General features: G+C 63.2%; 14 protein-coding genes. 2 read left to right on the top strand and 12 right to left on the bottom strand.

What is annotated here, in order from left to right; all coding sequences use genetic code 11:
- The 10 genes from WC326_16250 to WC326_16205 all read right to left on the bottom strand — a co-directional run.
- Positions 1–1,266, bottom strand: a 1,266-nt coding sequence (locus WC326_16250; protein ID MFA7332621.1) for a DUF2586 family protein, incomplete at its 3' end; no start/stop codon positions are given.
- A gap of 9 nt (positions 1,267–1,275) precedes the next feature.
- Positions 1,276–1,512: a hypothetical protein gene (locus tag WC326_16245; GenBank protein ID MFA7332620.1), complete on the bottom strand. Its 237-nt coding sequence runs from the start codon at positions 1,510–1,512 to the stop codon at positions 1,276–1,278.
- Between the two features lie 9 nt (positions 1,513–1,521).
- Complete coding sequence (locus WC326_16240) at positions 1,522–2,073, bottom strand: hypothetical protein (protein ID MFA7332619.1); 552 nt, start codon at positions 2,071–2,073, stop codon at positions 1,522–1,524.
- Positions 2,070–2,564, bottom strand: coding sequence for an HK97 gp10 family phage protein (locus WC326_16235; GenBank protein MFA7332618.1), 495 nt, complete (start codon positions 2,562–2,564; stop codon positions 2,070–2,072). The genes WC326_16240 and WC326_16235 overlap by 4 nt, the downstream gene beginning before the upstream one ends.
- Positions 2,564–2,938 (bottom strand): hypothetical protein, encoded by a 375-nt coding sequence (locus WC326_16230; GenBank protein ID MFA7332617.1) that lies wholly within the window; start codon positions 2,936–2,938, stop codon positions 2,564–2,566. The genes WC326_16235 and WC326_16230 overlap by 1 nt, the downstream gene beginning before the upstream one ends.
- Positions 2,935–3,390 carry a hypothetical protein gene (locus WC326_16225; GenBank protein ID MFA7332616.1) on the bottom strand — a complete coding sequence of 152 codons (456 nt, stop codon included), beginning with the start codon at positions 3,388–3,390 and terminating at the stop codon, positions 2,935–2,937. Before WC326_16225 ends, WC326_16230 begins: the two co-directional genes overlap by 4 nt.
- Before the next feature lie 7 nt (positions 3,391–3,397).
- Complete coding sequence (locus WC326_16220; protein ID MFA7332615.1) at positions 3,398–3,862, bottom strand: hypothetical protein; 465 nt, start codon at positions 3,860–3,862, stop codon at positions 3,398–3,400.
- 74 nt (positions 3,863–3,936) lie between these two features.
- Positions 3,937–4,800, bottom strand: a complete 864-nt coding sequence (locus WC326_16215; protein MFA7332614.1) for an HK97-fold major capsid protein — start codon at positions 4,798–4,800, stop codon at positions 3,937–3,939.
- A gap of 47 nt (positions 4,801–4,847) precedes the next feature.
- Positions 4,848–5,243, bottom strand: a complete 396-nt coding sequence (locus WC326_16210; protein ID MFA7332613.1) for a hypothetical protein — start codon at positions 5,241–5,243, stop codon at positions 4,848–4,850.
- 56 nt (positions 5,244–5,299) lie between these two features.
- Positions 5,300–7,897 (bottom strand): DNA adenine methylase, encoded by a 2,598-nt coding sequence (locus WC326_16205; GenBank protein MFA7332612.1) that lies wholly within the window; start codon positions 7,895–7,897, stop codon positions 5,300–5,302.
- Positions 7,898–8,206: 309 nt separating this feature from the next.
- On the opposite strand from WC326_16205, the gene WC326_16200 reads away from it, so the two are divergent.
- A complete protein-coding gene (locus WC326_16200) occupies positions 8,207–9,424 on the top strand; it encodes a DUF262 domain-containing protein (GenBank protein MFA7332611.1) in 1,218 nt (405 codons plus the stop codon).
- Positions 9,425–9,602: 178 nt separating this feature from the next.
- Positions 9,603–10,214, top strand: a complete 612-nt coding sequence (locus WC326_16195; GenBank protein MFA7332610.1) for a HEPN domain-containing protein — start codon at positions 9,603–9,605, stop codon at positions 10,212–10,214.
- A 188-nt stretch (positions 10,215–10,402) separates the two neighbouring features.
- Here WC326_16195 and WC326_16190 read toward each other — a convergent pair whose 3' ends face one another.
- Positions 10,403–10,717: a hypothetical protein gene (locus WC326_16190; GenBank protein ID MFA7332609.1), complete on the bottom strand. Its 315-nt coding sequence runs from the start codon at positions 10,715–10,717 to the stop codon at positions 10,403–10,405.
- Positions 10,714–11,082: a hypothetical protein gene (locus tag WC326_16185; GenBank protein ID MFA7332608.1), complete on the bottom strand. Its 369-nt coding sequence runs from the start codon at positions 11,080–11,082 to the stop codon at positions 10,714–10,716. Before WC326_16185 ends, WC326_16190 begins: the two co-directional genes overlap by 4 nt.
- Positions 11,083–11,241 lie beyond the last annotated feature (159 nt).

The raw sequence follows: 11,241 nt of genomic DNA, 5'->3' as shown, positions 1-11,241 counted from the left end.
GTGGTCGATCTCGCCCTTCTGCGCCATCAGGGAAAGCGGCGCGCGCATGTCGGTTTCCATGAGCAGCAGGCCCTCGCCCTCCGAGTCGTTGGGCTTGCCCAGGTGCGGCAGGGCCGCCAGGCGACAGGCCTTGCCCGCCGCATAGGTGGCGCGCACCTTCTCGACGCGGTTGTAGGCGCTTCCTTCCGGGCAGCGGTTGTTGCTGCTGCCGAAGATCAGCCCCAGGCCGGGCTCGTTGCGCATGTGGATCAGGTTCTCGGTGACCAGGATGGTCTGCTGGCCCACGTTCCACTCGGGGCAGAGCTTGGAGACGTTCGGCGCCGACTTGGCCAGCAGGCTCTCCTGGACCTTCAGTGCCGCATATCGGCCCGCCACCGTGGAGGTGATGCGGTTCCAGTAGACGGTGCCAGCCATGTCCGTGTACTGGGCCTCGCCCACCGGGATCACGGCGTTCTGGTCCGCCACCGTGGCGATGAGCGCCTGGATCGTCGCCACGTAGGTGGAGACCTCGCCCGCCGTCGGCTTCAGGGGATCGGCCACCACCATGCGCGGCACGTCCAGGAAGGCGAAGCGCTCGCCTAGATTCGACGTGACCATGGTGTTGCAGCTGGTCAGGATGGCCGCCCAGAGAGTCAGCGTGTCCGCGCCCACGAAATGCACCCAGTTGACATCCGTGAAGTCCTCGCTGGCCGTGATGCCCGCCGTGACATCGCCGTTGGCCAGAGTCAGGCCGTCGTTGCCCCCCGTCAGCGCCGCCGCTCCGCTCGCGGCCACCAGCGTGTCGTTCAGCTTGACGGCCGCCACCAGGGACTGGCCGGCGTTGATGGCGTCCACCAGGGCCTGGTTGGTCGTGCCCGTGAAGGCATGGACCGTGTCGGTGTCGGGATCGACGATCTCGATCGTGCGGTCCGCGCCGTTCGCCGTCACGCTCACTGAGACGCCGTTCCACCAGGCGCCCGGGTAGTAGCCGTCGAGGCGAATGCCGCCTGCGGAGAGCGTGCGCGTGGCCTTGGCCATGGCGCTGCCCGCCAGGCGCATGGCGTAGATGACCGTGGAGCCCGCATCCAGGCGCTCCAGGAGGGCCTGCAGCAGCGGGCCGGACTTGAACAGGTCCAGGGCGCTGCGTTTGTCACTGATGATGGCGCGGGACAGCTTGTCGCCGCCCCCCGCCGCGCCGGCCACGAACTCGACGGCCGTCGGCTTCTGGCTCATGCCCGCCTTGCCCGAGAAATACTCGGTGTAGACGTCCTTGATGATCTTGCCCATGATGCCTCCCTACTGCTTCTGCGCCGGAGCCGCGAGCCACGCGGTCACCAGGGCCTCGAACTCCACCGGATCCACCAGGGCCGTCCGGGTCAGCCCGTGCTCGGCCAGGACGCCCGCCGCAACGGTTGCCGGGATCTTCAGCCGCTTGATCACCGTGGCTGCGCGCTGCTGCGTGAACTGGGCCGGAGCTCCTTGGCCGCCGCCGCTCGTCTCGGTCCCTTCCTGGGGCTTGTCGCCTGCCTTCATGCTGGGCTCCTAATTCAGTTCGATGCTCTGGGAAATCGTCTCGATCAGAGGCGCGCGCTGGACCTCGTCCACCACTTCCGCCCAGAGTTCCACATCCAGTGTCCGCTGGGCCTCGAAGGGCAAGCGCGTGAGCTGCAGGCCCTGGTCGCTCTCGCCCAGAAAGCGCAGGCGCTCCAGGTGGACGGGGGTCAGCGTGATGGAGTCCACCAGATCCAGGGCCTGTCCATTAGCATGCCGGCGCAGGAACGTCTGCACCGTCTCGGACACTTTGTCCAGCACCGTCGCGCCGCTCTTGCCGCTCATGGCCGCGCTGCGCAGCGTCAGGCGCAGGGTCAGTCGGCGCGCCCAGGCCTTTTGGTAGACCCACTCCTGGGCCGCGTTGTCCCACTCCTTCACGTCGTAGCGCCCCGTCCCCTTGCCCTGCAGGCGCTCGGCCGTCTTCGTGACCAGCAGATAAGGCCAGGGTTCGCCCGCCTGCGTCCAGGCCAGCTCGTCCTTGAAGACGTGCAGGACCGGATTCAGCACCACTAGGTGCTCGGCGAAGGCGCGCTCCACGATCATGCCAGGTGCTTCTCCACTGCTTTGAAGGCCAGTTCCACCGCGTGCTGGACCGTTGTCGGGGCCATGGCCACGCCCATCATCCAGGCCGGCTGCATGAAGGGCTTGGGCTTGGGATGCACGTAGAAATAGGTCCGGGACTCGCCCTGTGGGATCTTGTGGCGGATGAGCCACTCCCGCAGGCCAGGCACGTTCTCGACTTTGACGAAGTGGCCCACGGTGCCGAACTCCACCGGCGCCGCGTACTCGCTGGGCGTGCCCACCAGCACCGTGAGCGGACCCAGCACCAGGATGTGGAGGGAGGCCCGAAGCGCGCCCAGGTCGATGGCGCCCTCGTCCGTCAGACTGCGCTTAGCTTGGGTCTGCACGACCTTGGCGATCTCCAGGATGGCCATGGCCAGGCTGCGTGCCAGGACGGACGGGAAGGCCGCCAGCAGCTTCTGCGTCTTGCCCAGTGCCTTCTTGTCCAGCAGCATGGTCACGCCGTCCAGCATCACACGCTCCCGTGGAGCTGCTTGGGCGTGAGTTCCAGGTGCGTCACCGTGCCGAAGAGATTCCGGGGCACGACATCCTCCACCTGGTAGCGATGGCCGCCATGCGTGAACTCGTCACCTTCCGCCACCACCGTGTCCGGGCCCACCACCACCAGCAGCTCGTGCCCTTCCTGCAGCAGGTCCTCCGGGGCCTTGGCGGTGAGGACGGCCGGGACGGCCACGGGGGATCCGAACTCGGGTGCCGGATCCCCCGCAAAGCCCGAGGCGGGGGGGGCTTGACGCTGGCGGAGCTGGATGACGTCGCCCGTCGATGCCAGCAGGCGTGCCACATCCGCCAGGGCCAGGATCGCCTCGGACGCCGTCAGATAGCTCATGTGGAAGCCGCGTCGGATGTGATCACGGATCCGCGTTCAAAGAGCAGGGATTGCAGCGCCGCCTGGCGATCCGACTCGCCCATCTCCACCAGGCGCTGGTATTCACTCTGGGCATGGCTGAGCAGCTCGCGCCAGGCGCCGGCTGCGCGAGTCGTGTCGATCTCGATGGCGCCGGCCTTGAAGCTCGGGCGCCGGGCAGCCTTGGCGATCTCGATCCGGCAGCACGTGGGCGTGGCGGCCAGGAGCAGGAGCTCCAGGTCCAAGTCCGTGAGCTCCGGCGTGACCGTCTCCTGGTCCGCCTCCATCAAGTAGGCCACTTCGAAGTCCCGGTTCATCAGGGCCAGGCCCCGCTTCAGGGCATTGCGCAGCTGGTCGGTTGTCAGGTCGACTTCATCCGCCGCGACCAATTCGCCGCGAAGCACCTGGATCAGCTGCGTGACCGTTGTCGCCATGGGTCACCTACCGCCGGCCACCGGAAGAGGTCCGGATGGTCGCCCTCGACGTGCGCGCCGGCGGCGCCGTGTCCAGAGTGGCCGGCGTGTCGTCACCAAAGGGATCAGGCGTCGGGGCACTCGCACCGCCTTCATCTTCGGCCTCGTCGTCGTCCACGCGCAGAAGCGTCACGCCGCCCAGGCTGTCATCGCCGGCGCCAGGGTTCGTGGTGTCACCGTTCCCAGCGCCGCCAGCGGGATTGATGTCTCCGCCAGTACCGTCGCAGCCCACGGCGCCTGTCTTGTCCACGCCATCCGCCGTCATGCCGAGGACGGGCGTGAGCGCCGGGGCGTCGCCGTCGACGATCTCCACCAGGTCCGTGCGCTCGGCCACTTCCACCGGCACGCCGTCCGGGAAGTGCGTGAAGCGATCGGGATGCAGCACGTGCTCGCCGATCACCACGATTGAGCCGATGGCCTTCACCTTTTGCATGAGTCCTCCTGTCCGGGGAAGAGAGAGCGCCGGCCGGGAAAGCCCCGACCGGCCACTGACCACGTCGCTTAAGCTTAGGCCGTGATGACGACCTTGAAGACCAGGTCGGGGCGCGTGATGCCCATGGCGCACTCTTGCCAGGACAGGAAGCTCACCTTGAAGCCCTTGCGCTCGGGGTCGACCTTCAGGGGCGTCCGGATGGCGTACTTGCCCACCTCGGCGTCCGGGATGAGGATCACCTCATCCGTCTTCATGGACGCGCTGTTGATCAGGCCCGCACCCTGCAGGCGGTTGAGGATGCCCTTCTCGACGAACTCGCGCCGGGACTCGGGGTCCAGGTTGAAGTCCTTCAAGTCGATGACCCGGCTGCCACGGATGAGCAGGTAGCGGGGCGTCAGCTCCATGTCGTTGATGCGGCTGATGGCCGTGAACAGCGCCGTGTCGGTCAGCTTGCCGCCCGACACCGTGACCACGTTGGTCGTGGGCAGCGTGGCCGCCGCGGCGGACAAGAGGTCCACGATCTTTGAGTTCAGCTTGTTGCGGATGGCGCTGGCGGCATCGGTCTGCATGTCGGTGATGGCGCCGATGTTGCCATTGGCCAGGTCGCTGATGTCGACCTCGGGGTTGGCGTGGATGCGGAAGATGGGGAAGATCACCTCCGTGTCCGCGTTCACCTCCTGGCGGTGGGGCTGGCCGCCCACGCCGATGTAGAAGGCACGCAAGGCCGCGCGCTTCTGGTATTTGGCCTCATTGCCCGGCTTGAGCGTGTGCTCGGTCAGGACCAGGGGCACGATGTTCTTGCGCTCGATGTCCATCTTGATCACCGGCGCTACGGCCTCGGCCAGGGCGTAGAGGCCGCTCTCTTTGCTCAAGGACTCGGCCATCAGAGAGGCCATGGCGGCCATGAACTGCGGGTCCTTCGTGCTGTTCGTCTTCACTGTGGAGTTCTCCTTGCTTGGAGCCGGGTGGCTTGCGCCCCAGGCGATTAGGCCACCAGGCCGTGATTGGTCCACAGGACGGAGATCTCGGTCCCGTCCACGGCCAGCACACGGCCCACGATCTTGTTCGTCGCCACCGCCACCTTCAGCTTGGCCGTGGTGGCGTCGAAGGTGAGGTTGTTCCCGACGGCCGGCGTGCCCGAGAACTGGTCCGTCTGGAAGACGAAGGCCCCCGTGTCCACGACGCACGGGGTCGTCTCGGTCGCGCCCTGCGTCGCGCAATTCTTGTCCGCGCGCTTGAGGATGCCGACCGGCACGTCGGCGGCATTCGACACCACCGTGAACTCGTTGTTGCCCGTGCTCTTCAGCACCTGACCCGGCGTGCCCGGCCCCTTCAGGACGCCGTCGCCAAGCTCGATGCCGGGGTGGGAGTTGTTGTACATGATCCGCTCCTCTTACAGTTGTTTCCGCCCCGCCATCACACGGGTCGGGTGTGATGCTACTCGCTGATCTCGCCGCGCTCGCTGGCCAGCCGCTCGGCGTAGATGGCCTGGAAGCCGTCCGTGAGCTTGTCCTTCAGGCCCTTGGGCGCGGGGTCGCCCTCCGTGGCAGGGGTTGTGCTGGCATTGGCGCGCAGCTGCCCCTGGACGGCGGCTGCCGCACTGCCCCCGGCGGCGGCTGCCGCGGCCTCCTCCTCGGTGGGAGCCGTCTTGTCGGGCGCACCTGACTTGTCAGGCAGCGCACTCCAGGTGTCCTCGACGGCCTTGCGCGCCTCGTCGGACAGGGCCGCCAGCTTCTCGATCTCGGCCACGCGCGCCGCGTCGTCTGCGAACGTGCGGCCCTTTTTCTCCATCAGGACCACCAGGGCCTCGGCCGCCTTCGTGGCCGCACTCTTGGCCTTCTCGTCCTCGGCCGCTTGGACCTTGCTGGCCAGGTCCGTATTGAGGCCCGCCAGCTCCTCGGCATGACGGAGCAGCTCCTCGTGGCTCATGTCCTTCAGGGCCTTCTGGGAGGCCTGCTGGTCCTTGTTCGGGTCCATGTTGCCCGTCTCCTTGCTGATGGTGGTCAGGATCTGGATCACGCGATCCGCCGTGTCGCTGGCGGCCTGGCGGATCTTCGCACTGGTGTCCTCCAGCGTGACGGCTTCCGCCGCGAACTGGTCGACCAGCGTGTTGGTGACGATGTGGAAGGCATCCCAGGCGCGCCAGAGATCATCCCGGATCTCCTGCTGGATCAGCACCTGGCGCACGGTCTCGGGCTTGGAGCTGCCGATGTCACCGCCGTAGGACACGGCGCGCATTAGGCCGTCCGGCTCGCTCGCCATGGAGGTGATGTCGGCCTTGGGGTCGGCGGGCTCGTAGCCCTCCAGCAGGCCGGCACCCGTGAAGGTCACGCCGTGCAGGATCTCGAAGACGTCCTTGCCGTCCAGCTGCTGGCCCTTGGATTTCTTCAGGTGCTCGCACCGGTCGGCCACGGCCACGTGCTTGTGGCCGCAGATGGAGCATTCGCCCTCGGCGTACGAGCACTCCATCGAGACCTTGGTGATCAGATCCTCGTGGATGAGCTTCCTGGCCTTGGCCGCCAGCTCGTCGCTGCCCGTGAAGAGCTTTCCCGCGCAGACGACGCGCCCGCCCTCCGTCTCCTCGTAGGCCGCGCTCTCGGTCTTGCCCACGATGTCCTGGGCCTTCTGGCCGTGCTTGAGATTGATCTTGACGCCGGCGGCGCTGGGCGCAGCGGCCTTCAGCTCCTCGACCGTGAAGTGGTCGCCGTTCTTGTTGGTGCCGGCGTGGCAGAGCACAAAGGCGATCTCATGGTCCTCGCCGCCCTCCGGCTTGGCATCCGCCACGGCCACCACCCGACCGGCAACCAGGCGCGCCGTCATGCGGGCGCCCACCGCTCGGTGGGCCTTGTCCGAGGCTGCGGCCGCCATCGCGGCAATGGCCGCGGCGTCCACGGGCTCTCTGTCCTTCACGTCATCCTCCTTGGGATTGGCAGGGTTGGCCGCCTTGTCCTTCTTCGTCGTTCCGACGAACAGGTACTCCTTGGCCTTAGCCGGGGCCTGGTCCCGGTTCTTGCCGGCCAGGCTGCCATAGGAGAAGTCCTTGGTCTCCAGGCGGAGCTCGCGCCCGGCCTTCTCGAAGAGCGCCTGCATCTCGCTCTCGGTGGGATAGCTGTGGTCGCGGTAGGAGAGGATCCAGTCCGGGATGTGCTCGGCTGAGGCAAAGACTTCCTGGAAGAAGGCCGCGATGTTGGCCTTGGTCAGGTCGCCCTGGGTTTTCTCCATCCGAGTGACACTGTCGGCGTTGGGCGTGCGCCCCTCGCCCTTCACCATCACCGCGTCCACGACGTGGTAGTTGGCGCTGTAGTTGGCCGCGCTGAACTCGGTCACGTAGGGCGGGTCGAAATAGGCCAGGTCGGCCTTGACCTTGGGCAGGAACTCGCGCACGTCCAGGCGCTGCGCCGTGCAGGTGGGCCCGTCCAGCACCATGGAGTTCAGGCGCCGGATGACCTCGCCCAGGCGCTTGTGGAACTGCTCAGGCGAGTAGCCGTCCTCGCTGACCTTGCTAGTGGTGAACTGCGGAAACCAGCCGCGGGCCGAGAGCATGGTGGCGCCCAGGGCCGCCAGGGCCAGATCCTTCTTGAAGCCCTTCAAGGCGTCGACGTTCTCGCGCACCTCGTCGATGACGCCGTGGATCTCGGCCTTCCAGAACTTGTCCTTGTAGTGGTCGCGTACGAAGGTGCCGGCGGTGGGGTTGGGCTGGCAGAGGGCGTCGATCTCCTCGTCCGTCACCTGCTCAGTCTGGTTGACGAGGATGGCCCGGGCGATGTGGTGGGGCCAGTGGAGGCTGTCGTTGGAGTGGACCTGGAAGCCCTCGCGTTTCAGCATGTAGCTGACGCTGCCACCACCGGCGAAGGCGTCCACGACGGTCTTCACGCCCTCCGGGATCTGCTCGCGGATCCAGTCCAACAGCTTGCGCTTGTTCCCGATGTACTGGACGCCATGCGTCGGCGCCCCGGCGGCCTGGGCGGTCAGCTCGGGGAAGAGGGCGGCTTCGACGGTCAGGAAGTGCATGGAAATCCCGCGACTTAGGTTCATCGCGGGATACGATCCCCTGTCCGAGAGGGTCTGTCAATACTGGTGAAGAGGAAAAACGGGCTTCAGCGCAAAAACCGGTCGAACAAACCTTCAGCTAGACCATCGAGTGGTCGGAAATTTCTCCGAATGCTACACTCAGAGTGCTGACTCTCGCGTTCGCCACACGCGTACATTCCATTCGAAGGTGTAGCCACACAAGGACGCCAAGCCACAAGCCTTAGGATCTTCGGTGCGACGCCGTGCCACCATTAATGCCATTGAATCTCAATCCTACGGTTAGGGTCAGCGCAAACAAAACAGGAGCGAACCGTGAATCTCAAAGAAACCAAAACTCTCGCCCAGGAAATCGAAGAGTCTGAAGAGCAGGTAGACCAGCCGCTCTCCGCTGACCCTGGTGAAGACGTCATTGACGACCAATTCGCAAAACAGCCTTTTCGCGTAGTTTATCAGACGAACAACTTTCTTCTGCCACAGATTGCTGCACTAATAGAAGATGGCGAAGACATCACATTACGTCCTGAATATCAGCGTAGGCTGCGCTGGACGAACAAGCAGAAGTCTTTGTTGATAGAATCCCTCCTACTAAACATACCGATTCCACCCGTTTTCCTTTATGAAAACGACTTAGCACGCTACGAGGTCATGGATGGCCAACAGCGACTAAATGCGATTCGCGAGTTTCTGAGCAACCAGTTCTCCCTTCGTGGCCTCCAGATCATCTCGTCGCTGAACGGCAAGCCATATGCGCGCCTACCACCCAAGGTGAAGCGCAGTCTCGATCGAGCATCAATCTCCGCAGTGGTGCTGTTGCAGGAGTCTCAAGGCAAGATCAAGAGCGCTACTGGAAATCGGTTCTATGAACTTCGACGCTTTGTCTTCGAGCGCCTCAATACTGGTGGCAGACGACTGACAGCACAAGAGATTCGGAATGCTATCTACGGCGGCGAATTCAATAAGTTAATCGTTCAACTCTCACGCGATTCCACATTCACGCGCATTTGGGGAATTCCCCCGTACGTGGGCGCTAATCCTAACGATTACTACGAAGACGAAGCCCGTCAGGGTAACTCATTGTACAAGACAATGGGTGATTGCCAGCTGGTTCTTCGCTTCTTTGCCCTGGAAAACGAGGTTCAAATCCAAGGCTCGCTCAAAGCGATGCTTGATCGATGCATGGAGCGAAACATTAACACTTCAGTGGAAGATTGTCGCGTGTTAGGCGAGAGGTATCTAGGAGTCCTTCGCCTGGCTGACTCTCTATTCGACGGTATGCCATTCTCGTTCCGAACTAGTGAAGAGGAGTATCGACCCCTTGCTGGGATCTACGATGGTGTGATGGTTGCGCTAAGTGAAATTATCCAGCATGAGGAACGACTCATCGCAAATAAAAGTGCCGTTCAGCAGAAATACGCTCAGCTCGTCAACTCCACAAGCCATCGTGGCGCACTAACTGGTGTCGCAAGCACTTCGGCAGACATTAAAGGTCGCATCGACATCTTCCGCAATCTGTTTGCCGAGTTCATCTGACATGCCAGCGCCAGACCTGCAGGGCCCATACGATGAATTCGTAGAGCGATTGAGCGACATTCGCCGAATAGTATGCGCTATCGAGTCTTGTTACAGAGCTCCTGGAGTACTCTCCTCGCCAAGGCCAAGTGCTGACATTTCGACGATAGGTCCAACCACCAGCAATAACACCAATTCCATGGCCTTGGTGTTCCTTGCCTCTAGTTATGAGGAATTTGTTCGCGAAGAAATTTCAGAGTGCGCTCGCTTGCTCTGTAGCAAGTACCCATCACTACCGGATCCAGTCCGCCACAAGATCCGTAACTCGTACTGGACGACAACGCTTCAACGGCTAAGCCGCGACAAGAACATTCTCACAAAATCGAATCCCCAGACGCCGGATACCACTGTTCTGACAAAGATCCGTCCCATGCTCGATGCCGCGCAACTTTTTGTGATCAGCGACGACCCGTCTAGACTTGATGCAGCTACGACAGTACATCACAGCAATAACTTCCGCCCAAGAGTAGTGGATGAAATTTCGGCCCGCGTTGGGATCAGTGATCTAGTCAAAAGAACTGCCGAAGGAACGAGGGTAAAGAAGTATTTCGGAGTTGCAACAGCTGCGGAGGCCGCAAACTTCCTTCGCCCAAAGCTCGACGAGTTCTACGATCGTCGAAACGAGATTGTTCACTCACTTAGCTCTACCGCAGGCTATGGCGTCGACTACGTGTTGGACTGGATCACGATGTTCGATGCGGTAGCTGACTCGATGAAAAACGCGTTGTCGAGGGCAATCTCAACTTGGTAGTCCGAAGCTGAGCACATGATGCAAGATGCCGCAAGCGAGAGCGCACGGACACACTTGCCGTAGCGACTTAACCCCTCGCTCGTGCCAACCCGCTGCGTCAGATTCGACTTGGTCGCTCCGGGCCACTGTAAATATCGTCCCTCAGTCGCCAAGAAGTGCCTGCCACAGCGGTCGCCTCAACTCTAACGTTAGACGGACCCAACCTCACGGCTCATCCGCGCGAAGAAGTCGGCATAGTCGTCCACCTCCTCCTCGTGGATCTCGCAGGCGCTTCGGAAATAGCCGAGATGGGTTTGCCAGTACTCGAAAGCCTCGCGGTTGATCAGCTTCTCGCCGACCTCCAGCATGCGATTGATGAGGTCGGACGGGATCTCCTCATCCTCAGCATAGGCAGGATCGAACACGTAGTCCAGGCTGCCGTCCTGGGTGATCCAGGCGCCGATGGGCTGCTTGCGGCTGGAGTCCGGATCGAACTCGAAGACGTAGAACCAGAGCACTCTCACCGGCTCATCTCCCCTGTCGATAGAAGATTGGTCGTCCATTCGGTCGCCTGCTGGTCCAGTAGCGTCCGCAGAGCCGCATCCCCACCCAGATCTTTCACGGCAGCCTCCCAGGCGTGGTAGGTGGCCTCCTGCCGCTCATCCAAGTCGTGCGGATCATTCGTGCAGATGAGAAAGCGCTTGTCGCCGTCCACCTCGCGTAGCCAGCAGGATTGGCGCAAGCGCTCGGTCACCTCACCCCGAAAGACGTGTACGGGATGGCCTGCGTTCAGCATGTCCAGGATGCTCATCTCGGCGAAGAGAACGAAGTAGCGCCACGCCTGGACCGCGCCCGTGTGGCGGTCGAAGACAGGCGAGGCCTCCAGCACGCGGATGCCCGCAGCGGGAATGTCGATGCGATCCCCTGACCTGCCCCCGATGCTTGTACCACTCGATAAGTTAGGCCACGGCCCCGATGGGCGGTAGCTGAATCGCTTCCGGCGCCGGTGGCCGGTAGCCCAAAGAACTGTGCGGCCGCACCGTGTTGT

The sequence above is a fragment of the Candidatus Delongbacteria bacterium genome (assembly GCA_041675285.1).
In the GTDB taxonomy this organism is placed as follows: Bacteria; CAIWAD01; CAIWAD01; order CAIWAD01; family CAIWAD01; genus CAIWAD01.
This window is presented reverse-complemented; position numbering and strand designations above follow the sequence as displayed.

Excerpts from the sequence above, each read along its gene's own strand:
- WC326_16245 (MFA7332620.1), bottom strand. The coding sequence starts at position 1,512 with ATGAAGGCAGGCGACAAGCCCCAGGAAGGGACCGAGACGAGCGGCGGC.
- WC326_16240 (MFA7332619.1), bottom strand. The coding sequence starts at position 2,073 with ATGATCGTGGAGCGCGCCTTCGCCGAGCACCTAGTGGTGCTGAATCCG.
- WC326_16235 (MFA7332618.1), bottom strand. The coding sequence starts at position 2,564 with ATGCTGGACGGCGTGACCATGCTGCTGGACAAGAAGGCACTGGGCAAG.
- WC326_16230 (MFA7332617.1), bottom strand. The coding sequence starts at position 2,938 with ATGAGCTATCTGACGGCGTCCGAGGCGATCCTGGCCCTGGCGGATGTG.
- WC326_16225 (MFA7332616.1), bottom strand. The coding sequence starts at position 3,390 with ATGGCGACAACGGTCACGCAGCTGATCCAGGTGCTTCGCGGCGAATTG.
- WC326_16220 (MFA7332615.1), bottom strand. The coding sequence starts at position 3,862 with ATGCAAAAGGTGAAGGCCATCGGCTCAATCGTGGTGATCGGCGAGCAC.
- WC326_16210 (MFA7332613.1), bottom strand. The coding sequence starts at position 5,243 with ATGTACAACAACTCCCACCCCGGCATCGAGCTTGGCGACGGCGTCCTG.
- WC326_16205 (MFA7332612.1), bottom strand. The coding sequence starts at position 7,897 with ATGAACCTAAGTCGCGGGATTTCCATGCACTTCCTGACCGTCGAAGCC.
- WC326_16195 (MFA7332610.1), top strand. The coding sequence starts at position 9,603 with ATGGCCTTGGTGTTCCTTGCCTCTAGTTATGAGGAATTTGTTCGCGAA.